Source organism: Marinifilum sp. JC120, assembly GCA_004923195.1.
In the GTDB taxonomy this organism is placed as follows: Bacteria; Desulfobacterota; Desulfovibrionia; order Desulfovibrionales; family Desulfovibrionaceae; genus Maridesulfovibrio.
In genome coordinates this window covers 35,109-58,396 of the sequence record RDSB01000010.1, presented here as the reverse complement: position 1 = coordinate 58,396, position 23,288 = coordinate 35,109, and the positions used below count along the sequence as shown (strand labels likewise).

18 protein-coding genes and 5 tRNA genes are annotated in these 23,288 nt (G+C 48.1%); 19 read left to right on the top strand and 4 right to left on the bottom strand.

Annotated features, from left to right (window positions below):
• Positions 1-119: 119 nt before the first annotated feature.
• Entirely contained in the window at positions 120-1,070 is a 951-nt protein-coding gene (locus D0S45_11255; protein TIH15240.1) for a chemotaxis signal transduction protein CheV, read from the bottom strand.
• Positions 1,071-1,263: 193 nt separating this feature from the next.
• On the opposite strand from D0S45_11255, the gene D0S45_11250 reads away from it, so the two are divergent.
• The 4 genes from D0S45_11250 (at position 1,264) to D0S45_11235 (ending at position 5,309) form a co-directional block, all read left to right on the top strand.
• Positions 1,264-1,629, top strand: coding sequence for a response regulator (locus tag D0S45_11250; GenBank protein ID TIH15239.1), 366 nt, complete (start codon positions 1,264-1,266; stop codon positions 1,627-1,629).
• A gap of 203 nt (positions 1,630-1,832) precedes the next feature.
• Complete coding sequence (hypD, locus tag D0S45_11245) at positions 1,833-2,927, top strand: hydrogenase formation protein HypD (protein ID TIH15238.1); 1,095 nt, start codon at positions 1,833-1,835, stop codon at positions 2,925-2,927.
• Position 2,928: 1 nt separating this feature from the next.
• Positions 2,929-3,936 (top strand): hydrogenase expression/formation protein HypE, encoded by a 1,008-nt coding sequence (gene hypE / locus D0S45_11240; GenBank protein ID TIH15237.1) that lies wholly within the window; start codon positions 2,929-2,931, stop codon positions 3,934-3,936.
• 122 nt (positions 3,937-4,058) lie between these two features.
• The gene (locus tag D0S45_11235) at positions 4,059-5,309 is read left to right on the top strand and encodes an EAL domain-containing protein (protein TIH15236.1); all 1,251 of its coding nucleotides are present in this window, start codon (positions 4,059-4,061) and stop codon (positions 5,307-5,309) included.
• Here D0S45_11235 and D0S45_11230 read toward each other — a convergent pair.
• The 3 genes from D0S45_11230 to D0S45_11220 form a co-directional block, all read right to left on the bottom strand.
• Positions 5,306-7,078, bottom strand: coding sequence for a CBS domain-containing protein (locus tag D0S45_11230; protein TIH15235.1), 1,773 nt, complete (start codon positions 7,076-7,078; stop codon positions 5,306-5,308). The genes D0S45_11235 and D0S45_11230 overlap by 4 nt on opposite strands.
• A 17-nt stretch (positions 7,079-7,095) precedes the next feature.
• On the bottom strand, positions 7,096-8,043 hold the full coding sequence (locus D0S45_11225) for a chemotaxis signal transduction protein CheV (protein ID TIH15234.1): 948 nt from the start codon (positions 8,041-8,043) through the stop codon (positions 7,096-7,098).
• A 99-nt stretch (positions 8,044-8,142) separates the two neighbouring features.
• Positions 8,143-9,114 (bottom strand): tRNA-dihydrouridine synthase family protein, encoded by a 972-nt coding sequence (locus D0S45_11220; protein ID TIH15233.1) that lies wholly within the window; start codon positions 9,112-9,114, stop codon positions 8,143-8,145.
• Between the two features lie 314 nt (positions 9,115-9,428).
• Here D0S45_11220 and D0S45_11215 point away from each other — a divergent pair.
• From D0S45_11215 to rpoC, 15 genes are all read left to right on the top strand, one after another.
• Positions 9,429-9,504 (top strand) — tRNA-Thr (locus D0S45_11215).
• Between the two features lie 21 nt (positions 9,505-9,525).
• Positions 9,526-9,610: transfer RNA gene (locus D0S45_11210), tRNA-Tyr, on the top strand.
• A gap of 59 nt (positions 9,611-9,669) precedes the next feature.
• A tRNA-Gly gene (locus tag D0S45_11205) sits at positions 9,670-9,745 on the top strand.
• 36 nt (positions 9,746-9,781) lie between these two features.
• Positions 9,782-9,857 (top strand) — tRNA-Thr (locus D0S45_11200).
• Between the two features lie 67 nt (positions 9,858-9,924).
• Positions 9,925-11,118, top strand: coding sequence for an elongation factor Tu (gene tuf, locus D0S45_11195; protein TIH15232.1), 1,194 nt, complete (start codon positions 9,925-9,927; stop codon positions 11,116-11,118).
• A 3-nt stretch (positions 11,119-11,121) separates the two neighbouring features.
• The gene (gene rpmG / locus D0S45_11190; GenBank protein ID TIH15231.1) at positions 11,122-11,271 is read left to right on the top strand and encodes a 50S ribosomal protein L33; all 150 of its coding nucleotides are present in this window, start codon (positions 11,122-11,124) and stop codon (positions 11,269-11,271) included.
• 15 nt (positions 11,272-11,286) lie between these two features.
• Positions 11,287-11,363: transfer RNA gene (locus D0S45_11185), tRNA-Trp, on the top strand.
• Between the two features lie 21 nt (positions 11,364-11,384).
• On the top strand, positions 11,385-11,636 hold the full coding sequence (gene secE, locus D0S45_11180; GenBank protein ID TIH15230.1) for a preprotein translocase subunit SecE: 252 nt from the start codon (positions 11,385-11,387) through the stop codon (positions 11,634-11,636).
• A gap of 26 nt (positions 11,637-11,662) precedes the next feature.
• Positions 11,663-12,223 (top strand): transcription termination/antitermination protein NusG, encoded by a 561-nt coding sequence (gene nusG, locus D0S45_11175; protein ID TIH15229.1) that lies wholly within the window; start codon positions 11,663-11,665, stop codon positions 12,221-12,223.
• A gap of 74 nt (positions 12,224-12,297) precedes the next feature.
• Positions 12,298-12,723: a 50S ribosomal protein L11 gene (rplK, locus tag D0S45_11170; protein TIH15228.1), complete on the top strand. Its 426-nt coding sequence runs from the start codon at positions 12,298-12,300 to the stop codon at positions 12,721-12,723.
• Positions 12,724-12,739: 16 nt separating this feature from the next.
• Positions 12,740-13,444 (top strand): 50S ribosomal protein L1, encoded by a 705-nt coding sequence (locus D0S45_11165; GenBank protein TIH15227.1) that lies wholly within the window; start codon positions 12,740-12,742, stop codon positions 13,442-13,444.
• Positions 13,445-13,591: 147 nt separating this feature from the next.
• Entirely contained in the window at positions 13,592-14,113 is a 522-nt protein-coding gene (locus D0S45_11160) for a 50S ribosomal protein L10 (GenBank protein TIH15226.1), read from the top strand.
• A gap of 47 nt (positions 14,114-14,160) precedes the next feature.
• Positions 14,161-14,547, top strand: a complete 387-nt coding sequence (locus D0S45_11155) for a 50S ribosomal protein L7/L12 (GenBank protein TIH15225.1) — start codon at positions 14,161-14,163, stop codon at positions 14,545-14,547.
• Positions 14,548-14,848: 301 nt separating this feature from the next.
• The gene (gene rpoB, locus D0S45_11150; protein ID TIH15224.1) at positions 14,849-18,949 is read left to right on the top strand and encodes a DNA-directed RNA polymerase subunit beta; all 4,101 of its coding nucleotides are present in this window, start codon (positions 14,849-14,851) and stop codon (positions 18,947-18,949) included.
• A gap of 64 nt (positions 18,950-19,013) precedes the next feature.
• Positions 19,014-23,171: a DNA-directed RNA polymerase subunit beta' gene (gene rpoC / locus D0S45_11145; protein TIH15223.1), complete on the top strand. Its 4,158-nt coding sequence runs from the start codon at positions 19,014-19,016 to the stop codon at positions 23,169-23,171.
• Positions 23,172-23,288 lie beyond the last annotated feature (117 nt).

Genomic DNA, 23,288 nt, shown 5'->3' with positions numbered 1-23,288 from the left:
TTAAAATTAAATTCTATCCTGAAAAAGGAAGATATTGCCACATTAAAATTCGTGCAAGTAAAAACGGCCCGCCGAAAGTGTGCAGGCCGTTATTTCTATACTAGTTAAATCTCGTTGAGCTAATGATTTTTGCGGCTTTCAATCAATCTGATGGCTTTTTCCGGCAGCAGATGCAGGTCAGGTTTTGAAATCTGGTCATCAGCACCGACTGATTCTCCTTTGTGGCGGAGTTCTTTAGTGATGATAGAGGAATAGAGAATAATTGGCAGATCTTTGAGATCCGGGTCATCCCTGATCCATTTGGCGAGGGTGAATCCGTCCATCAGCGGCATTTCAATGTCTGAAATTACGATTTCTACATAATCTTTAACAGGCCTGTTTTCTTGTTTGGCTGCTTCTTTAATCTTCATGAGGGTTGTCTGAGCCTCTTTTCCGTTGTGAAGAATTGTATGTCTGAAATTTGCTTTTCTAAGACTTTTTTCCAGCATGGCACGGATGGTAGGAGAGTCATCGCAAACCAAAGCGTTATATGCTTCGGTAGCTACTGCCGAGGGAGCATCAAAGTCCCCTCCCAAAGTGGGGTCAAGATCGGCGAGTATGGATTCAAGGTCGAGTAATTGGATGAAGCGGTCCTCACGTTCAACTATCCCTACAATGCAGCTGTCATCAAAACTGCTCATAAATTTGTCCGGCGAAAGGACTTGCCCCCAGCCTACACGATGGATTTCCGTTACCCCGCTGACCTGAAAACCGGAGACTGTCTGACTGAATTCAGTAACAATGACAATGTCATACTTCTGCGTTTTGCGCTCCATCCCGAGCCAGACAGCGAGGTCTAGAACAGGCAGGATGTGGTTGCGCAGCGGAATAGTACCCATGAAACATGGGTTTTCGGCAGATTCTGGATGTTCCAGTTGCGGGCTTTCAATTACCTGCATCACTTTTGCAACATTGACCCCGAAATGACATCTTTCCTCCGGCCCGTCTTCAGATTTAGGAAGATCGATGTAAAATTCAAGAATTTCAAGCTCATTGGTGCCGGTTTCGAGCAGGATTTCTGTTTTTGCCATGACGGTGGCTCCTGAAAAAATTATGATTAAGATGTTTAAGTTCTTATTCTAGTACGTTACAATATTCGAAAGGTCAGGTCCATAGATTTTAAATGTTAGGCAGGGTATTGCAGTTTTAGTCTTTGATTATCCTTTACAAAAGCTGTGGGTTTGGCTTAGGCATTACAGAATCGATAAAAATGAAGAGGGGTTCATGTATAAAATATTGATTGCTGAAGATGATAAAATTTCTCAAAAACTTGCCGCGAGGTTTGTTAATGACCTGGGTCATATCTCTTTTGTCAGCCCTCATGGCAAACATGCCTATGAAGCTTTGAAAGCAGAGAATGATTTTGATGTGCTGGTGACTGACATAATGATGCCCGAAATGGACGGACGCCAATTGGTGCAGACCCTGAGAGGGGATTCCCAGTTCATGGATATGCCTATCGTAATTATGTCCGCTGTGGTTGGTGTTTCGGACATTTCTAACCTTCTAGCTCTTGGGGCGACATATTTTCTGCCCAAACCAATTGATAAAGAAGAATTTAATGAAGTCATCAATCGCTGCCTGAAGTAAAAACAGGTGCTGTACATGTTATTATGATAAGGTTCCACCATTTTGGCGGAGCCTTTTTTTATGGTCCAAAATATCCGCAGTAACGGACTTGTTACTAAACGTGAATGGGTATAATGAAAACGAAAGCTTTACGAATAACAAAGTTATATCTGTGCGTTGGTAGTATAGTCTGTTTATGGAAATGTTAACTTTGGGGGTGCTCCTTGTCGCTTGAGATTTTGGATAAATTTAATGACCCTGGACTGTGTAAAGAACTTCTGGCTTGTTTGCGGGATGAGCTGGATGGGGAAATACGGTTTATGGAGGTCTGTGGAACTCATACTGTTTCCATATTTCGCAGCGGGCTTCATTCGGTCCTGCCGAAAGAGGTCATCCACCTCAGCGGTCCCGGCTGTCCGGTATGTGTAACCCATGAATCCGAGGTAAACGCTTTTTTGGACCTTGCAGGTAAGGATGAGGTCATCGTGGCGACCTTTGGCGACCTGATCAAGGTGCCCGGTGACAAGGGCCACTGTCTGAAGAACGCGCAGGCGGACGGCGCACGGGTGGAGATTATTTATTCTCCTTTTGATGCTTTGGATCTTGCGCGCAATAACCCGGACAGCACGGTTGTTTTTCTGGGAGTGGGGTTTGAAACTACGGCCCCGACTATTGCGGCCACAGTACTCATGGCCCAGCAGCAGGGACTTGAAAATTTCAAGGTGCTTTCCTTTCACAAACTGGTTCCGCCCGCACTTGATGTTCTTATTTCCGATCCTGATACACGCATTGACGGGTTTATCCTACCCGGTCATGTGTCGACTGTGATCGGAGTTCATCCGTATGATTTTATAGGTGAAAAATACGGTAAACCATCAGTGGTGACGGGATTCGATCCTGTGGATATTTTACAGGCCCTGCTGATGATGGTCCGTTCTTCCAAAGATGAGCATCCGGTTATTCAGAATCAGTATGTGCGCGGTGTTTCCGAGGACGGTAACCCCAAGGCTGTGGAAGTAATGTACCAGGTCTTTGAGGAGTCAGATGCCCTCTGGCGTGGTATCGGGATGATCCCTGGAAGTGGTCTTGAGTTCCGGGATGAGTTTGAAAAGTATGACGCCAAGAAAGCTTTTGATCTCAACATCGGCGAATGTCCATCACTCCCGGGCTGTAAATGCGGTGAAGTTCTTAAGGGCAAAATGTCACCTGAGCAGTGTCCCCTGTTCGGGAAAGCTTGTACTCCCGCTAAGCCGGTAGGCCCCTGTATGGTTTCAACTGAAGGTAGCTGTGCCGCTTACTTCAAATACAAAGTAGATTAATATGTCCTCAGATAAAGTTTTGCTCGATTACGGCTCTGGTGGAAAGGCTTCCCAGAGGCTTATTTCCGAACTTTTCCTCAAGCATTTTGCAAACGATGAACTTGATAGGCTCAATGATGCTGCCACCTTGAACCTGAAAGGGCAGATATCCATGAGCACGGACAGTTTCACTGTTGATCCTATCTTTTTCCCCGGCGGTGATATCGGTTCACTTGCTGTTCACGGTACTGTGAACGATGTGGCTATGCTCGGTGCAATTCCTCGCTACCTGACCTGTGCGTATATTATTGAAGAAGGTTTGCCCATGGACGATCTGGAGAAGATCGTTAAATCAATGGGCGAGGCTTGCAGGCACGCCGGGGTAAATATTGTTACCGGTGATACAAAGGTCGTACCCAAGGGCATGGTTGATAAGATTTTTATCAACACTACCGGAGTAGGCGAGATCATTGCCGACCCTGCGCCTAGCGGCGACCGTGCTGCGGTAGGTGATGCTGTATTGGTCAGCGGAACCATGGGAGATCACGGTTTGACCATTCTTGGAACTCGCGAAGGGCTTTCCCTTGAATCCAATGTTCAGAGCGACAGTGCTGCCCTGAACCATCTGTTGGTCAAACTGGTACAGGAAATCCCTGATGTCCACGTGCTGCGTGACCCCACAAGAGGCGGACTGGCAACGACTTTGAACGAGATTACCGTTTCTTCAAATGTCTGCTGCGAATTGGAAGAATCAGCAATTCCGGTACTTCCCGAAGTTGCCGGTGGGTGTTCTTTCCTCGGACTCGATCCGCTCTATCTTGCCAATGAGGGTAAGTTTTTGTGCATCCTGCCGCAGGAATATGCGGAGCAGGCACTTGAGATCATGCGTGCTGATGAATTAGGCAAGGATGCATGTCAGGTCGGAACCATTACTGAAGCCAATCCCGGTAAGGTTATTCTTGTTACCCCCCTTGGTGGCAAAAGGCTGCTCAATATGCTGGAAGGTGAGCAATTGCCCCGTATTTGTTAAGACTAAAGTTAACTCGAAAATTCAAAGGCTTCTCCGTTGGGGAAGCCTTTTTTTTGCTGCAAAAAAAGTGTGAACTGTTTTGTAACCATGCTACACTCTAGCTAAATTGTGAGGAGTATAGCGTGGAAAACAATATTAAAAGTTGCATTACAGCCATCAGCAAGGTGGTGAGCGAAGATACTCTGGTTATATATTTTCAGCCTGTAGTTTCTCTTTTATCACGAAGTGTTATCGGTTTTGAGGCCTTTGCTCGTGGTGTTGATGAAAATGGTGAAACAGTGGCATCGCCCGCTTGTCTATTTAACTCCTCCCTACCCATTCAGGCACAGTTGAAAATTGAGCAGGTGTGTTTGAACAAAGGATTTGAAGCGTACAAGCCGTTGTACGAAAAATATCGGGATATACTGCTTTTTATGAATATCAACTGCAATGTATACAGCCATGAAGAGGGGAAAGACCGCAGTCCCCATATCCAGGCAGAGCCATTTAAGTATTCACCGCGTATGCTTGCTTTTGAAATGGATGACGCGCAGCTCAAGGAATCACCTCCATTGGGAATGATTCGTTCTGTGCAGGAGAAAGGGTACAGGCTGTCGGTTGATAATGTTATTCCTTCGGTGGATTGCATGGACCGGTTGCATATAATCAAGCCGGATTTCGTTAAGTTTGACCGCCGTTTTTATGAAGGAATTGAAAAGTCGGGTAGGATCAAAAGGAAAGTTGCTTCAGCTTGGGAAATGTTCTCCCACTGCGGCGTGATGCCCGTGGCTAAGGGCGTAGAGTCCGAAGCTGAGGCTGCTGCCCTTATGCAAAGCGGTTTTTATCTGCAACAGGGCTTTTTCTATTCCGACAGTGCTGATGATGAGGGGAATGAAGATTCATTCAGCGATAAGGTCAGCCGGATTAGTCCGTCTGTAAGGTCGGATAGCCAAAAAAAGGGTGAGTATGCCCGTGAAATTTTTAGAAATTTTCATATGTTGTTGAAAAGTACCATGAATCGTTTGCAGCAGGAAGAAGACGGTGAAATGAGTCGTATTTTTGAAGATTTGTTAAAAAAGAATGCAAATATTGTATCCATTTACGTTCTGGATAGTTCTGGAAAACAGCTTAGCAAACGTCTGGCCGGTCGGGCGGCCGACATTTTTGGTTTGCGTATGGTACCTTCGGCTGTTGGGAGTGATCATAGCGGAAGTGATTTTTTTACTTATCTTAGTTCAGGTTTTGAGAAAATCGCCGGATCATGTGGACCAGATCCGCTTTGCCACCATGGATATAATTTTATTGCCGGGTTTTATTACAAAGAAGGAAGTCGTAGAGGGCGGATTCTGGTTTTGGAATATGTCTCTTTGTCGGAAGACAAGGAAAAGGATTAGAGCGAGGACGACAGAATTTTATTTTTATATCTTTTATCGCGGAAAATTCTCATAGCGTCTTTGGATTTAATTATCCCTTCCACAGTATTATCAGGATTGACGAGTGGTATAAATGAAACCCCGGTCCTTTCAAATTTTATAATGGCTTCCTTGAGATTCGAATCCGCTGGAAGAGAAACAACAGTGCGGACCATCAGGGTATTCACAATTTCAGCACCGCCTTTTAAATCCTGATTATTTTGAAGAAAAGCCCGCATGTCGCGCAGGGTCAGGATTCCAGCAAGTTTTTCATCTTCATCCAGCACCGGAAAATGTGGAAATTCGGAGTTAAGCACCATATCTGCTGCTTTGTCGAGGCTGTCGGTTGTATGCAGATGGTCAAATTCTTTATTCATAATTTCCTGCAGTGCAACATTGACCATCACGGATTCATCGTGACCACGAAGAATATTTACTCCCTGACGCAGCAGTTTGGCTTCATATACGGAATATCCTTTGAGGATGCGGACTACCAACGCACTGGTGATGCACCCAACCATCATGGGCAGAATTATCTTGTAGGAATAAGTTAGTTCAAAAACAGTGAGTACTGCGGTTATGGGAGCAAGGGTGGTTCCGGCCACCACGGTGCCCATGCCCACAAGAGCGTATTGGCCGTGGGTCAGGGCCAGTTCCGGGAAAACCATATTGATGGTGGAGCTTACCGAGACCCCTAGCGCAGCACCCAATACAAGTGAAGGGGCGAAAATTCCACCGCTCATGCCGGAGCCGATACAAAGGGATGTGGCAACCAGTTTTGCACCGAGAAGAATCAGGGCAAGATCAAGAGGCAGCACTCCGGTCAAACCCATGTTCACGGCTTCGTAGCCTACGCCCAGCACAGCTGGTATTTTGAGAGCCATTGCACCGAGGATGAGTCCGCCTAGTCCGGGTTTAATCCATGCCGGAATCGGAATATGGTCAAAAGTGAATTCGCTGATCTGGATCATTTTTGTAAAAGTGATTGATACCAGTCCGGCAAGGACTCCCAACAGAAAGAAGATTATCAATTCTTCGAAATTATTGAAAACAAATTTGGGAGCATCGAAAGTAGGGAAGTCTCCCCAGAAAAATTTAGAGAGGGCGGAAGCAGTAACCGAGGCCACTATTATGTGGCTTACATAGGACATTTCGGTGTCCAGCAGCAGTATTTCGATGGCAAAGAGGGTTCCGGTGAGCGGGGCATTGAAGGTTGCCGAGATTCCAGCCGCTGCGCCCGAGGCCACACAGACAGGAAGCATGCCCGGATCAAGGCGGAATATTCTTGCTGCGGAGGAGCCTAGAGATGCCCCGATCTGGACAACCGGGCCTTCCCGTCCCACTGACGCCCCGCAACCGATGAGCAGGCTGGTGACCAGAGCCTTAAGAAAGGTTATGCGATGGCGGATAATTCCGCCCCGTACAGTCAGTGCTTTGATTACTTCCGGAACTCCGGGACCTTGGGCTTCCGGCGCCCAATTAGTTATGATTATGCCGGCGACAAGTCCTCCTGCGCAGGGCAGGAAAAGTACCAACCACCATGGAGAGTTGGCAGCCATATCCAGAAAGGAGTGCCCGCTGGCCCAGAACAAGTGTTGGAAATTTTCAATCAGCCAACGGAAAAGGAAAGCCCCTCCTGCTGCAGCCATGCCGATAGCTACTGAGAAAGACATAAGTAAAACGTACTGGACCCTCGGATTAAACGAGGCTCCAGTACGTTTTTTTGTTTTGGAATCAGAAGGGGAAACCATATTGATTTCCGCCTGGATTATTTTTCAATTAAGGCAATGGCGCGCTGTGCCAGTTGGGTTACTTCCGGCTTTGAAATCTGGTCGTCCGCACCTACAGATACACCCTTGTGGCGCAACTTATCGGTAATGATGGAGGAAAACAGGATTACAGGCAGCTGTTTGAGAACCTCGTCTGACTTGATGCGCACGGTGAGGTTGTGTCCGTCCATAACAGGCATTTCGATGTCGGAAATGACGACATTGACGTAGTCGGTTATTGGCTTCCCTTCTTCAATAGATCTATTTTTCATTGCGACAAGTTTGTCCCAACAGTCACGCCCTGTATTAGCCATTTCCACAGAGAATTTGGCCCGGACCATCATTTCAAAGAGCATTTCCCTGATCAGGGTAGAGTCGTCAGCAATGATGGCCTTATAGCCTGCGTGGTTGGCCCAATCAATAGAATCGTCAAGTTTTAGTCCGAGATCGGGATTGAGCTCAGCTACGATTTTTTCAAGGTCAAGAATCAGCGATATCCGGTCATCGAATTTAACAACACCGGTAATGGAGTCCTCGGAGAGGGTGGATACATAGTTGGAAGGAGCTTCAACCTTTTCCCAGCTGATTCTGTGAATTCGGGTTACCCCGGAGACAAGAAAAGCGGAGGAAACATTGTTGAACTCGGTCACAATGACTTTAGGAGGCTCTGTTTCAACACGCGGTTTTTTGAGCCAATGGCTCAGATCTACAAGGGGAATAACCTTGTTGCGCAGGTTAAATGTGCCCATAATGGCCGGATGCGCAACCTTGGGAAGTTTGGTAATTTTTTCAGGAATTCTGATAATTTCCAAAACTTTGGCAACGTTTACGCCGTAAAAACCGCGATAGTTGCCTTCGCCTTCTTCGCGGGGTTCTTCTTCAAGCCAGAACTCAACGATTTCAAGTTCATTCGTGCCAGCTTCAAGTAAAATGTCGGTCTGGGCCATGTGCTTCTCCGATTAAAGTCAGATTCTTTTATTCAATCACAATACTATATTAAGTTTAAAGAGTATTATCGTCAACAATCGCTTAAAAAAAATAAATGCTTAACAGCGGTCCATGGTAAGTGTGGACACTTCGCGTGCAGCTTCTATTAGTTCATCCCAGTCTTCGCAAGAGGTAAGCTTGGTTCGAATAGCCCGGATTCCGTCCATCCCCTTAGCATAGCGGGGCAGGATTGATCTGATCTTACGAAAAGAACGGGTGCTGCCATCGAACTCGCGGGTAATATTGATATGCTCTTCCATAGTTTTGCCGAGGTCGAAGGGCGGTAGTGTCGCACACTGCGGGTCATCAAGTAGTTTCAGGTAACGGGCGAAAATAGCCGGGTCGAAAAGCGCGCCGCGAGCAAACATGATCCCGTCAATTCCGGTTTGCCTGATGCATTCCATGCCGTCTTCAGCGGTGAAAAGATCACCACTGCCTATTACAGGGACGGAGACGTTCTGTTTCAACGTGGCCAGTTTGGACCAGTCCGCTTCTCCTGAAAACATCTGCTTGGCATATCGAGGATGCATGGTGATCCAGGCAACGCCAACGTCTTCAAGGCGTTTGGCGATTTCGAGGTAGTTGTCCTCGCCATTCATGAATCCGAGTCTTATTTTGACTCCGACTCGTCCTTCCCCGGCAATACAGACCATTGTCGATGCTGTTTCGACTAATCTGTCCGGGTCAAGGTGCAGGGCAGATCCTCCGCCGGTTTTGAGGACTTTCTTTACCGGGCAGCCTGAGTTTAAATCAAAAAAAGAGTAGCCCTGGTCAAGCAGTTGGGGCATAGTATCCGAATAGTCCTGCGGCTCCCCGCCGAAGAGCTGGACCACCAGCGGATGATCTTCGGGACAGGTTGCCAGAAGGACTTTAGTTCCTTTGCCGTCATACTTTATACCTTTGACGCTGACCATCTCTGTACAGGCCACGGCGCATCCCCGTTTACGGCAGAGCATGCGAAATGGCAGGTCTGAGTATCCGGCCAGGGGCGCCAGCCATGGTTTATCTGGACTGATTGGAAGTGATTTCATATTCTTAATACCTGAGAATCTTAAGTTCTTTGTTTGTACGGCAATAAGTGCCGAGGGCAGTGAATTACGTCCAAACGTCCGCAAAGTCAAAACCTGCCTGCGTTTATAGCATATATTGCGTTGGTTATTTTCGAAAAAATTTAAAAAAAATGAAAAAAGGTATTGACTTGAAAGGCGATTTCCATTTAAACCCCGCTTCGTTGCTTCGGCGAATCACAGGCGGACGAAGTTTTCGAGCTGAGAATAATTTGAAAAAAAGTCAAAAAGTTCTTGCAATTTGAAAACAGAGCTTGTAGAAAGATTCGCTCACAAGGGCTGGCGTAGCTCAATTGGTAGAGCAGCTGATTTGTAATCAGCAGGTTGCGGGTTCAAGTCCCATCGCCAGCTCCATGTGAAACAACAAAATATAGTGGTGGGGTTCCCGAGTGGCCAAAGGGAACAGACTGTAAATCTGTCGGCAACGCCTTCGGAGGTTCGAATCCTCCCCCCACCACCACTTTAGAAAATCGCGCTGTAGGAGGCAGGTAGGCCTGCTGTTTAACTACGGATTAGGGTGCGGGAATAGCTCAACGGCTAGAGCATCAGCCTTCCAAGCTGAGGGTTGCGAGTTCGAATCTCGTTTCCCGCTCCATTTTTACCCTATCCATTATGCGCATTTAATAAGGATGCCCACGTAGCTCAGTCGGTAGAGCACTTCCTTGGTAAGGAAGAGGTCTCCGGTTCAAGTCCGGACGTGGGCTCCATACATTGTGTTGTATGACCTTTGACGCTTTAAATCATTAAAAACTCTATTTTATAGGGGGATTTATCATGGGTAAGGCTAAATTTGAACGCGGTAAGCCTCATGTTAATATCGGTACCATCGGTCACATTGACCACGGTAAAACTACTCTGACTGCTGCTATCACCAAGATCGCAGGTCTTGCTGGTAACGGCGAGTACGTTGCCTTTGATGAAATTGACAAGGCACCCGAAGAAAAAGAACGCGGTATCACCATTGCTACTGCGCACGTTGAATACGAAACTGAAAACCGTCACTACGCTCACGTAGACTGCCCCGGTCACGCTGACTACATCAAGAATATGATTACTGGTGCAGCTCAGATGGACGGCGCAATCCTCGTTGTTGCGGCTACCGACGGTCCCATGCCTCAGACTCGTGAGCACATCCTGCTCGCTCGTCAGGTTGGTGTTCCCGGAATCGTTGTATTCCTGAACAAATGCGACATGGTTGATGACGAAGAACTGCTCGAACTCGTAGAAATGGAAGTTCGCGAACTTCTCTCTTCTTACGATTTCCCCGGTGATGACCTTCCGGTTATCCTCGGTTCCGCTCTTAAAGCTCTCGAGTGCGATAGTGCTGGTGATGACGCTGCAAAGCCCATCCTCGACCTTCTCGCAGCTTGTGACTCCTACATTGAAGAGCCCGAGCGCGACATCGACAAACCTTTCCTCATGCCTATCGAAGACGTTTTCTCCATCTCCGGTCGTGGTACCGTTGTTACCGGTCGCGTAGAACGCGGTGTGGTAAAAGTTGGTGAAGAAGTTGAAATCGTTGGTATTAAAGAAACCGCCAAGACTACTTGTACTGGTGTTGAAATGTTCCGCAAGCTGCTCGATCAGGGTCAGGCTGGCGATAACGTTGGTGTTCTTCTCCGCGGTATTAAGCGTGAAGAAGTTGAACGTGGACAGGTTCTTGCTGCTCCCGGTTCCATCAACCCTCACACCAAGTTCAAAGCAGAAGTATACGTTCTCTCTAAAGACGAAGGTGGACGTCACACTCCTTTCTTCTCCGGCTACCGTCCTCAGTTCTACTTCCGTACAACTGACATCACCGGTGTTGTAACTCTCGATGAAGGCGTTGAAATGGTTATGCCTGGCGATAACGCTACTTTCAACGTTGAAATGATCAACCCAGTTGCTATGGATCCGGGTCTGCGCTTCGCTATTCGCGAAGGTGGCCGTACCGTTGGCGCAGGTGTTGTAACTGAAATTCTGGAGTAAGACATGCGTGTCAAAGTTCTGATGCAGTGCACCGAGTGTAAGCGTCGTAACTATTCGACGATGAAGAATAAGAAGAACACTACTGGTCGTGTCGAACTGAAGAAGTATTGCCCTTTTGATAAGAAGCATACTCTTCACAGAGAAACCAAGTAGATTCTATAAATAAGCAGGCCAGTAGTTCCAACGGCTAGAACGTCGGTCTCCAAAACCGAATGCTGGGGGTTCGAATCCCTCCTGGCCTGCCACTTCATTTATGGGAAATCAATATGGCCAAGAAAAAAAATAAAAGTGCGGGAGTTCAGGCTAAGGCTGAAGCTCAGGGTGCCGGTGGAAAGATTAAACAGTTCACCGAATTTCTGGAGCAGTCTAAGGTCGAAATCAAGAAGGTCGTATGGCCTACTCAGAAAGAGACTATACAGACCTGTACCGCCGTCTTGGTCCTTGTCGTAGTCATGTCGCTTTTTCTGGGTGTTGTTGACATGGGTCTCAGCAAACTTGTTGAGACAATCCTGTCTTAAATAACCCGTAAAAAGGAAAGAGTTCCATGAGCGAAGACGCTGAAAAACCTCAGGGAAAGAAGGCCCGCTGGTACATTGTTCATACCTATTCAGGTTTTGAACAGCGGGTTGAGCAGACTGTCCGTGAGATGATGAGAACCGGTCAGGACAAAGGACTGATCGAAGAAGTCGTCGTTCCCACGGAGAAAGTTGTCGAGCTGGTTAAAGGGGAAAAAAGAACATCTACCCGGAAATTTTACCCGGGTTATGTCATGATCAAAATGATCATGGAGGATGAATCATGGCATCTCATCCAATCTATTCCTCGTGTTACCGGATTCATTGGTGGCAAAAACCGCCCGACTCCAATGCGCGACAGCGAAGCAGCCAAAATCCTGAGCCTGATGGAAGACCGTCAGGAACAGCCGAGACCCAAGTTCAACTTTGACCGTGGCGATGAAGTCAGGGTTATTGATGGACCTTTCAGCGGTTTCAACGGCGTTGTAGAAGATGTCAACTACGATAAAGGCAAGCTTCGGGTGTCAGTCTCCATTTTCGGCCGCCAGACCCCAGTGGAACTTGACTTCGTTCAGGTAACCAAAGGGTAGTCCTGACCGCACTGCTGCATATTCATTTCCGACAGTGAGTATCCTCACTGGAATTTAATATAGGACATAAAGCGATGGCCAAGAAAGAAATAGGCAAAATCAAGCTTCAGATACCTGCTGGCTCAGCAAACCCGTCCCCTCCGGTCGGTCCTGCTCTCGGTCAGCACGGTGTAAATATAATGGAATTCTGCAAGGCGTTCAACGCTAAAACGCAGGATCAGAAGGGCATGATCATTCCGGTGATTATCACTGTCTACCAAGACAGGTCCTTTTCCTTCATTACCAAGACTCCTCCGGCATCTACCCTCCTGCTTAAAGCTGCAAAGCTTGCAAAGGGTTCCGGTGAGCCTAACAAAAACAAGGTCGGTAAAGTAACCAAGGCTCAGGTTAAAGAAATTGCTGAGCTGAAGGCTCCCGACCTGACCGCTGCCGATACTGAAGCTGCCATGAAATCCATCATGGGAACAGCCCGCAGTATGGGCATTGAAGTCACAGAATAGGTAAGGGGAATAGATCATGCCTAAGCACGGAAAAAAATACAGAAAAGCAACAGAAGGTACAGAGCAGTTCGGCCTGACCGTCGAGCAAGCGGTAGCTTCTGCTGTAGATAAGGCATATGCCAAGTTCGACGAGACAGTTGATGTTGCCATCAACCTCGGCGTAGACCCTAAGTATTCAGACCAGATGATCCGCGGCGCAGTTTCTCTGCCCAACGGTCTTGGTAAAGAAGTAAGAATCGCTTGCTTCGTGAACGGGGAAAAAGAAGCGGAAGCCAAGGAAGCTGGCGCTGACTTTGTCGGTGGCGATGATTTGGTTGCCAAAGTTAAGGATGGATGGCTTGATTTCGATAAAGCTATCGCAACTCCTGACATGATGGCTAAAGTCGGTCAGATCGGCCGTGTGCTCGGACCTCGCGGTCTGATGCCTAACGCTAAGACTGGCACCGTTACTTTTGATGTGGCTAAAGCCGTTAATGAACTTAAAGCTGGACGCGTAGAATTCAAGGTCGACAAGGCCGGTGTTCTTCACGCGCCCATCGGAAAGGTTTCTTTCGGAGCTGAAAAGCTTCTTGAGAACCTCAAAACTCTGCTGGAAACAGTGGGCAAAATGAAACCTTCCTCTGCGAAAGGTACCTACATGAAGGCTGTTGCCGTAGCTACCACCATGGGACCCGGTTTCAAAATTGATCCCCTTTCCGCAAGAAAGTATTCAGAGTCCTAAAATGTCATAGGCCGCCCGTAAGGGCGGCCCTTGATGTATAAATACACGGGAAGTTTAGTCGAAGACGGCAGGAGGGATGGTCCCTTAATATCCTGCTTAGACAACACTTTGACTTGCTTTCCGGGTCAAAGCATTAGGAGTGTTACGGTGAACAGGCAAGAAAAAGCCCAGATTATTGAGCAGCTTAAAGATAGAGCTGAAAGGGCGAGTATTGCCATCGTTACTGACTTCAAAGGCCTTGGTGTGGAAGAGTTTACTCAGCTCCGCGCTAACCTGCGTAATGTCGGTGTCGATTGCCAAGTAGTCAAGAACACTCTGGCCCGGTTGGCTTTTACTGGTACTGAACATGAAGTACTGGCTGACAAATTCAAGGAAAACTGCGCAGTTGTAACCGGATATGATGATCCTGTTGCAGCAGCTAAAGCAGTTGCTGATTTCGCAAAAGAAAGCAAAACTTTCGAAATGCGTTTCGCATCCCTTGAGGGCAAATTTCTTGACGAAGATGGCGTGCAGGCGCTTTCCAAGCTTCCGAGCAAGGAAGAGCTCCTCGGCAAAACTCTGGGTACAATGAATGCTGTACCTACCAACTTTGTGAGCTTGCTCGCAAATGTACCTCGCGGCCTTCTGAATGTTCTTTCCGCAGTGAAAGATCAGAAAGACGCTGCATAACGGCCTAGTCAAGGCAAATCAAAGTATATTCCCAGGAGGAAATTTCCATGGCAGATATCACCAAAGATCAGGTAGTTGATTTTATTTCCAATATGACTGTTCTCGAACTCTCCGAGTTCATCAAAGAACTGGAAGAGAAGTTCGGCGTTTCCGCAGCAGCTCCCGTAGCAGCAGTAGCAGCTATGCCCGGCGCAGCAGGCGGCGCAGCAGAAGCTGAAGAACAGACCGAATTCGACGTTATCCTGAAAGGCGCTGGCGGCAACAAAATTGCTGTTATTAAAGCAGTTCGCGCTCTGACCGGTCTCGGCCTCAAAGAAGCCAAGGCTAAAGTTGATGAAGCTCCCGCAGCTATCAAAGAAGGCGTAGAAAAAGCAGAAGCTGAAGAAGCTCTTAAGCAGCTTGAAGAAGCCGGTGCTGAAGCCGAAATGAAGTAATTCAGGCGAATTTATCGCTTATGCAAGAGGAGCGCAAACCCCTGTAAAACGGGGTTGCGCTCTTCTCGCTGTTAAAAAGATTGACAAAATTGCCTGATCAATTATTTTGATAGGATTCGGAAAAGGCGCAGCCGGGTCTTTTAGCGCGATCAAAATAAACTTTAAAAAATTTCTTTCAGGCAAATTGTTCTGCCGCCTACGTTTATCTTGTACTTTTTGACTTGTAACTGACTATTTATTGGTTGATGTTCGTCAAATTGCTTCATTCCAACCCTAACCTTCTCACTTGATTGAGGATACGATGGGTCAGCTCAGAAAAATATTTGGAAAGATCAAAGTCACTCTGCCGATTCCCCACCTGCTTGAACTGCAAGTGGATTCCTTCAAAAAATTCCTTCAGGAAGGCGTAGCCCCCGCCAGTAGGGCGGATGTAGGCCTCGAAGGAGTTTTTCGTTCGGTTTTTCCGATTGAAGATTTCAACAAAACCGCAAGTCTCGAATATGTCAGTTATGACATTGGCGAGCCTAAGTATGATATGGATGAGTGTATCTCCAAGGGGCTCACTTATGAAGCTCCTATCCGTATCAAGGTTCGTCTCGTGGTCTTTGATGTTGATGAGGAAACCGAAAGCAGAACTATCCGCGACATTAAAGAGCAGGATATCTACTTCGGAACCGTTCCGCTCATGAGTGAGCAGGGTACATTTATTATAAATGGAACTGAACGCGTTATCGTTAACCAGCTTCAGCGTTCTCCCGGTATCATATTTGAACATGATTCCGGTAAAACACATACCAGCCGCAGGGTCCTTTACAGCTGCCGCATTATTCCCATGCGCGGTTCCTGGCTGGATTTTGACTTTGACCACAAAGACATTCTCTATGTGCGTATCGACCGTCGCCGCAAAATGCCCGCGACTGTCCTGCTTAAGGCCATGGGCCTCTCCAAGCAGGACATTCTCGACTACTATTATGATGTAGAAGAGTACCAGATTGATCGCCATATCGTACGTCGTAAGGTCGCTGAGAATCAGTACCGCAAGGAAAATGCATGGGTTGACCTCTGCCTCGAAGACGGCAAGGTCATCGTCAAGCGCGACAAGCAGGTCACCAAGTTCGGCTGGAAGAAGCTGATCCGTGGCGGTGTTGAATATATAGAAGTTGACCCTAAGTCTCTCGTAGGCCAGTTCGCTTTTAGTGATATTACCGACCCTGATACAGGTGAAGTTATTGCTGAAGCTGCTGACGAGATTACTGAAGAGATCTTCGAACGCATTCTTGAAGTGGGTATCAAGGATGTTAAAGTCCTCCATACTCAAGGTGCTGAGGTTTCATCCGCGCTGCGTGATTCCATGATGCTGGACAAAACTACTGATGTAGAGTCCGCACAGATTGAAATCTACCGCAGACTGCGCCCCAGTTCCCCCCCCACAGCTGAAATTGCTGCGAACTTTTTTGAAAACCTGTTCCGCAGTTCCGATTACTACGATCTCTCCAGCGTTGGTCGCTACAAGCTTAATGCTCGTCTGAGCATTGAGACTCCCCTTGAGCTGCGCACCCTGACCAATGAGGATATCCTCACTGCGGTCAAGGTTCTTTGTAAGCTTAAGGATAGCCACGGCCCTGCTGATGATATCGATAACCTCGGTAACAGACGTGTCCGTCCGGTTGGTGAGCTGGTTGAAAACCAGTACCGCATCGGTCTTGTACGTATGGAAAGAGCCATTAAGGAGCGCATGAGCCTCCAGGAAGTGGCCACCCTCATGCCTCATGACCTGATCAACCCCAAACCGGTTGCAGCTGTTCTCAAGGAATTCTTTGGGACTTCCCAGCTTTCACAGTTCATGGACCAAACCAACCCGCTTTCCGAAGTGACCCATAAGCGCAGACTTTCCGCGCTGGGACCCGGTGGTTTGACTCGTGAGCGTGCAGGCTTTGAAGTTCGAGACGTTCACGTTTCTCACTACGGACGTATCTGCCCCATTGAAACTCCTGAAGGTCCGAACATCGGTCTTATTGTTTCTCTTACTACTTACTCCAAGGTCAATGATTTCGGTTTCATTGAAAGTCCTTACCGGACAATCAAAGATTCAACCATGACTGACGAGATCTTATATTATGATGCTACTCGCGAAGTAGGGCATGTAGTCGCACAGGCTAACGCTCCTATCGACGAAAAAGGATCATTTAGTAATCCTCTGGTAACCTGTCGTCTTAACGGTGATGTCTCCATGCATCCTCGCGAAGACACTACCCTTATGGATATCAGCCCTAGCCAGACCGTATCTGTTTCTGCTGCGCTGATTCCTTTCTTGGAACACGATGATGCGAACCGCGCACTCATGGGTTCCAACATGCAGCGTCAGGCTGTTCCTCTGCTGAAGACCTCCCAGCCTCTGGTTGGTACCGGCATGGAAGCAAACGTTGCTCAGGATTCAGGTAGTTGTGTTCTCGCTGAGAATGACGGTATCATCGATTATGTCGATGCTGAGCGTCTTGTGGTTCGTTACGATGACGGTATCTATCCTGATACCGGCGGAGTAAAGCACTACGAGCTTCAGAAATGGCACAAGTCCAACCAGAGTTCCTGCTACGGTCAGCGTCCCCGTCTGCCTATCGGAACCCCTGTCAAAAAAGGCGATGTCCTTGTTGACGGTCCCGGTATCAAAGATGGTGAGCTCGCTCTTGGTAAGAACTTGCTCGTAGCGTTTATGCCTTGGTGTGGATACAACTTTGAGGACTCCATTCTCATCTCCGAGCGCGTAGTCAAGGAAGACGTGTTCACCTCGGTTCACATCGAGGAATTTGAACTGGTCGCCCGTGACACCAAGCTTGGACCCGAAGAAGTTACCCGCGATATTCCCAACGTGAGTGAAGACATGCTCCGCAACCTTGATGAGTGCGGTATTATCCGCCTCGGTGCGCGCATTGCTCCCGACGACATACTCGTTGGTAAGATCACTCCCAAAGGTGAAACCCAGCTTACCCCCGAAGAAAAGCTGCTCCGCGCTATCTTCGGTGATAAGGCTCGTGATGTGAAAAACACATCTCTCAAGGTTCCGCCGGGAATTGAAGGTACTATCGTAGACGTTAAAGTCTTCAACCGTCGTTCCGGTGACAAGGACGATCGTACTAGAAATATTGAGGATTTCGAGCTTGCCAAACATGATATGAAAGAAAGCAAGCACATCGAATCCCTGACCAATAAAACCCGCGTTAAAATTGCGGAAGTTGTAACTAACAAGCAGATCGCCCAGACCCTTATGGGTCGCAGAAAGGGTGAGGTACTTGCTGAAGCAGGACATATCATTACCGATGAAATCCTTGCTGAAGTACCTCTCAAGAAGCTGGGCGGACTCTTTTCAGATAAAGAAACCAACGAAGCAGTTAAACAGCTGCTCGCTGAATACGATAAGCAGATTCGCATCATCAAAGGTATTTATGATGTGAAGCGCGAAAAAGTTACCGAAGGTGACGATCTGCCCCCGGGCGTAATCAAGATGGTCAAAGTCTACATTGCTGTTAAGCGTAAGCTCAGCGTTGGTGACAAAATGGCTGGCCGTCATGGTAACAAAGGTGTTGTCTCTAACATTCTGCCCGAACAGGATATGCCGTTCTTTGATAACGGTACTCCCATGGACATAGTGTTGAACCCTCTTGGTGTTCCTTCACGTATGAACATCGGCCAGATCATGGAAACCCACCTCGGCTGGGCCGCTCTTGCTCTTGGGCAGAAATTTGCCACTATGCTTGATAACGGTGAAGCCCTCGGCGTAATTCGTCAGGAAATCAAAGACACCTTTGAATCCGAAGATGTTTACGAGCTTATTGATTCACTGGATGATGAAGACTTCAGACTGGCAGTTAACAAGGCGCGCGAAGGTATGGTCACCAAAACCCCGGTTTTCGACGGTGCAACCGAAGAAGAAATCTGGGATCTGGTTGGCAAGACCGGAATTGGCGAAGACGGTAAGGTCACTCTTTATGATGGCCGTACCGGGGATCCGTTCCACAACCGCGTAACCGTCGGCGTAATGTACATCCTCAAGCTGCATCACCTTGTTGATGAAAAGATTCATGCTCGTTCCACCGGTCCTTACTCTCTGGTTACCCAGCAGCCTCTTGGCGGTAAGGCCCAGTTCGGTGGTCAGCGTCTCGGGGAGATGGAAGTATGGGCACTTGAAGCATACGGCGCAGCCTACCTGCTTCAGGAGTTCCTGACCGTCAAGTCCGATGACGTAACCGGTCGTGTTAAGATGTACGAAAAGATCGTCAAGGGAGATAACTTCCTTGAAGCTGGTCTGCCTGAATCCTTTAACGTTCTGGTTAAGGAACTTATGTCCCTCGGCCTCGATGTTAATCTGCTTCAGGACCAAGTCGAAGAAACTGCCGACAAAAAATAATGAACGCGGGGGCCTTAAATGGCCCCCGCGATGAAATAAACCTTTTCATGTAAGGGGTATATTAATGAGTCTGGACGAACTGTTCACTATGCGTAGAACATCCGGTGCAGGCCTCGCAGGACGTGGCCTCAAAGGTATTCAGATTTCCATTGCTTCTCCCGAAAAGATCCGCGAGTGGTCTTTCGGTGAAGTCAAGAAGCCCGAGACCATCAACTACAGGACTTTCAAGCCGGAAAGAGATGGTCTTTTCTGCGCTAAAATTTTCGGACCCGTAAAAGACTACGAGTGTAACTGCGGTAAGTACAAGCGCATGAAGCACCGCGGCATCGTATGTGAAAAATGCGGTGTTGAAGTTATTGCTTCCAAAGTCAGACGTGAACGCATGGGCCACATCGAGCTTGCAGCTCCTGTCGCCCATATCTGGTTTCTGAAAACTCTTCCTTCCAAGATCGGTACCCTGCTTGATATCACCATGGCCGACCTTGAGAAAGTTTTGTACTTTGATTCTTATATTGTACTTGATCCGGGTGAAACTCCGCTCAAGCAGTATCAGATCATTTCTGAAGATCAGTATTTTCAGGTAATCGACCACTACGGCGAAGAAGCCATTGAAGTGGGTATGGGCGCAGAAACCATCAAAGGACTGCTGGCCCAGATCGATATGCTCGCACTCAGGCACGAACTTCGTGAAGAGTCCTTGACCACTCGCAGCCAGACCAAGAAGAAAAAGCTGACCAAACGTCTTAAGATTGTTGAAGCTTTTCTCGAATCCGGTAACGACTGCCAGTGGATGATCATGGACGTTGTTCCTGTCATTCCGCCCGAGTTGCGTCCTTTGGTTCCTCTTGACGGCGGACGTTTTGCTACTTCCGACCTCAACGATCTCTATCGTCGTGTCATTAACAGGAACAACCGTCTGAAGCGCCTGATCGAACTTGGTGCTCCGGATATTATTATCCGCAACGAAAAGCGTATGCTTCAGGAATCCGTTGACGCATTGTTCGACAACGGTCGCCGTGGACGCGCTATTACCGGTACCAACGGTCGTCCTCTGAAATCCCTTTCCGACATGATTAAGGGTAAACAGGGTCGTTTCCGTCAGAACCTGCTCGGTAAACGTGTTGACTATTCCGGACGTTCCGTAATTGTTGTTGGACCTAAGCTGAAACTGCACCAGTGCGGTCTTCCCAAGAAGATGGCTCTGGAACTGTTTAAGCCCTTTATTTACGCAGAGCTTGAGCGTAGGGAAATCGCAACCACCATCAAGAGCGCTAAGAAGATGGTTGAACGCGAAGACCTCGTTGTATGGGATATTCTCGACAACGTTGTTAGCGAATACCCGATCATGCTCAACCGTGCTCCGACCCTTCACCGCCTCGGTATTCAGTCCTTTGAACCTACTCTGGTAGAAGGTAAAGCTATCCAGCTGCATCCGCTTGTATGTTCCGCATACAACGCTGACTTTGATGGTGACCAGATGGCTGTTCATGTACCTCTTTCCGTGGAAGCACAGATTGAGTGTCGTGTTCTGATGATGTCTTCAAACAACATCCTGTCCCCTGCAAACGGACAGCCCATCATCAACCCCTCTCAGGATATCGTTCTCGGTCTTTACTATCTGACCGTCGAGCGTTCTTTCTCCAAAGGGGAAGGCATGATCTTCACCGCTCCGTGGGAAGTTATTGCCGCTCTGGACGCTAAAGTCGTCAGCATGCACGCACGCATCAAGGTCCGCGTCGAAGGAGAATTGGTTGAGACCACTCCCGGCCGTATCCTCGTGGGTGAACTGCTTCCCGAAGGTATGGGCTATGAGTTCGCGAACGTGGTCATGACCAAGAAGAACATTGCCAAGCTGGTTTCCAGTGCCTACCGCACCGCAGGCAGCAAGGCTACGGTCATTCTTTGTGACCGTCTTAAAGACCTTGGGTACGAGCACGCAACCCGTGCCGCTATTACCATTGGTGTTAAGGACTTGACCATTCCCGCCAAAAAGGCCGGACTGCTCGAGGATGCATACGCCGAAGTTGAAGACATTGAATCCCAGTACCGCGAAGGTATCATCACCCGTACTGAAAAGTACAACAAGGTTGTCGACGTTTGGACCAAAGTAACCAACGACGTTTCAACTGAGATGACTAACGAAATGTCCACCGACGTCATGGTCGATCCCAAGACTGGTAAAAAGGAAGATAACTCCTCTTTTAACCCGGTCTTCATGATGGCCCACTCCGGTGCTCGTGGTAACCAGGACCAGATGCGTCAGCTCGCAGGTATGCGTGGTCTGATGGCTAAACCTTCCGGTGAAATTATCGAAACACCGATTACTTCATCATTCCGTGAAGGTCTGTCCGTTCTTCAGTACTTTATTTCTACTCACGGTGCTCGTAAAGGTCTCGCGGATACTGCGCTGAAAACAGCGAACTCCGGTTACCTTACCCGTCGTCTGGTTGACGTTGTTCAGGATGTTACCATTGCTGATCACGACTGCCGCACAGTCGATGGCCTTGAACTTACCCACTATATTAAGGGTGGTGAAATCAAGGAAAGGTTGGCTGAGAAAGTTCTCGGCCGCGTGACCATTCACGATGTAGTCAAGGAAGATACCGGTGAAATTCTTGTCCCTGCTGATTCACTTATTGATGAAGCAGCTGCCAGAATTATTGATGAAAACGGTATCAACTCCATGATTGTCCGTTCCCCGTTGACCTGTCGTGCAAAGCACGGTATCTGCGCTATGTGTTACGGCCGCGACCTCGCAAGGGGTCACGTTGTAAACGTAGGTGAAACCGTAGGTATCATCGCCGCGCAGTCCATTGGTGAACCGGGAACACAGCTGACAATGCGTACCTTCCACATTGGTGGTACTGCTAGTCGTGAAATTCAGCAGTCATCTTTTGAAGCACAGCATAACGGTTCCGTAGTCCTGAACCGCATGCGCTCCGTCCGTAACGCTGAAGGGAACCAGATGGTTCTTGGTAAGAGTTGCCAAATCGGTATTGTGGACGAGCAGGGCAGGGAGCGTGAAAAGTACGTTCTTCCCCTTGGTGCAAAACTTTACGTTGAAGAAGGGCAGCAGATCACACAAGGTACTATGCTAGCCGAGTGGGATCCTCTTGCAGAGCCCTTCATCACTGACGTAACCGGTACTGTTAAGTTTACCGACCTTGTTGAAGGTAAAACTTTCCAGGAACGTGTTGATGAAGCCACAGGACAGGCTACTTACACAATCCAGGAATACCGTACCACTAACTTCAAACCATCAATTTCCATCTGCGGCGAAGACGGGGAACCCCTGAACCGTCCCGGATCCAGCCTGAAAGCGGTTTATCCGCTGCCGGTTGGCGCGATTCTGATGGTTAAAGAGGGTAATGTTATCAATGCTGGTGACATTATCGCACGTAAGCTTCGCGAAACCTCAAAGACCAAGGACATCGTTGGTGGTCTTCCTCGAGTTGCGGAGTTGTTTGAAGTGCGCAAACCAAAGGAACTTGGAATCATTTCGGAGATTGATGGTGTGGTCTCCTATGGACCTGAATCCAAAGGCAAGCGCAAAATTGTTGTTACCCCTGAAGTAGGCGAAACTAAAGAATACCTCGTGCCCAAGGGCCGTCATATCACTGCACAGGAAGGCGACTTCGTAGAAGCCGGTGACCTGATGACAGAAGGTCTGCCCGAACTGCACGATATCCTTAAAGTCAAGGGTGAGAAATTTCTCGCACGCTTTCTGGTTGAGGAAATTCAGGACGTTTACCGCTTCCAGGGTGTTGGAATTAACGATAAGCATATCGAAGTTATTGTCCGCCAGATGCTCAAGAAGGTCAGCGTCGTTGATCCCGGCGAGACCCATTTTCTTGTGGGCGAACAGGTGGACAAGCAGCGTTTCATGGAAACTAACCAGGATGCTGTTGCTAACGGACTTAAGCCTGCTACCGCACAGACTCATGTTCTCGGTATTACTCAGGCTTCACTTTCAACCGCCTCTTTCATCTCTGCTGCTTCATTCCAGGAGACTACCAAGGTTCTTACCGAGTCTTCACTTTGCGGCAAGAAGGATTACCTGCGCGGCTTGAAAGAAAACGTTATCGTTGGTCGACTCATTCCGGCCGGTACCGGGTTCCGTAAGTACGCACGTACTGACATTATTGTTCCCGACCAGCCTGAACGTGCTGATAAGTTCCTTGAAGAACTTGAAGAAGAGCCGCTGCTCGTTAACGAAAGATAGTGCTGGCGCCAGTACGCAGACCCGGTCCACAGAGCAGGTGGTTGCAGCCTGACTTAAGGACAACGGAGATATATTTCACAATTTGTTCTTGACAAATTGTGAAATATTAGTCTAACT

What these genes read in the sequence shown, in the direction of transcription:
- tuf (TIH15232.1), top strand. Translation starts at nt 9,925, where the DNA reads ATGGGTAAGGCTAAATTTGAACGCGGTAAGCCTCATGTTAATATCGGT.
- D0S45_11220 (TIH15233.1), bottom strand. Translation starts at nt 9,114, where the DNA reads ATGAAATCACTTCCAATCAGTCCAGATAAACCATGGCTGGCGCCCCTG.
- D0S45_11255 (TIH15240.1), bottom strand. Translation starts at nt 1,070, where the DNA reads ATGGCAAAAACAGAAATCCTGCTCGAAACCGGCACCAATGAGCTTGAA.
- rpoC (TIH15223.1), top strand. Translation starts at nt 19,014, where the DNA reads ATGAGTCTGGACGAACTGTTCACTATGCGTAGAACATCCGGTGCAGGC.
- D0S45_11165 (TIH15227.1), top strand. Translation starts at nt 12,740, where the DNA reads ATGCCTAAGCACGGAAAAAAATACAGAAAAGCAACAGAAGGTACAGAG.
- D0S45_11250 (TIH15239.1), top strand. Translation starts at nt 1,264, where the DNA reads ATGTATAAAATATTGATTGCTGAAGATGATAAAATTTCTCAAAAACTT.
- rpmG (TIH15231.1), top strand. Translation starts at nt 11,122, where the DNA reads ATGCGTGTCAAAGTTCTGATGCAGTGCACCGAGTGTAAGCGTCGTAAC.
- D0S45_11155 (TIH15225.1), top strand. Translation starts at nt 14,161, where the DNA reads ATGGCAGATATCACCAAAGATCAGGTAGTTGATTTTATTTCCAATATG.
- D0S45_11230 (TIH15235.1), bottom strand. Translation starts at nt 7,078, where the DNA reads ATGGTTTCCCCTTCTGATTCCAAAACAAAAAAACGTACTGGAGCCTCG.
- rpoB (TIH15224.1), top strand. Translation starts at nt 14,849, where the DNA reads ATGGGTCAGCTCAGAAAAATATTTGGAAAGATCAAAGTCACTCTGCCG.
- rplK (TIH15228.1), top strand. Translation starts at nt 12,298, where the DNA reads ATGGCCAAGAAAGAAATAGGCAAAATCAAGCTTCAGATACCTGCTGGC.
- D0S45_11225 (TIH15234.1), bottom strand. Translation starts at nt 8,043, where the DNA reads ATGGCCCAGACCGACATTTTACTTGAAGCTGGCACGAATGAACTTGAA.
- hypE (TIH15237.1), top strand. Translation starts at nt 2,929, where the DNA reads ATGTCCTCAGATAAAGTTTTGCTCGATTACGGCTCTGGTGGAAAGGCT.
- secE (TIH15230.1), top strand. Translation starts at nt 11,385, where the DNA reads ATGGCCAAGAAAAAAAATAAAAGTGCGGGAGTTCAGGCTAAGGCTGAA.
- nusG (TIH15229.1), top strand. Translation starts at nt 11,663, where the DNA reads ATGAGCGAAGACGCTGAAAAACCTCAGGGAAAGAAGGCCCGCTGGTAC.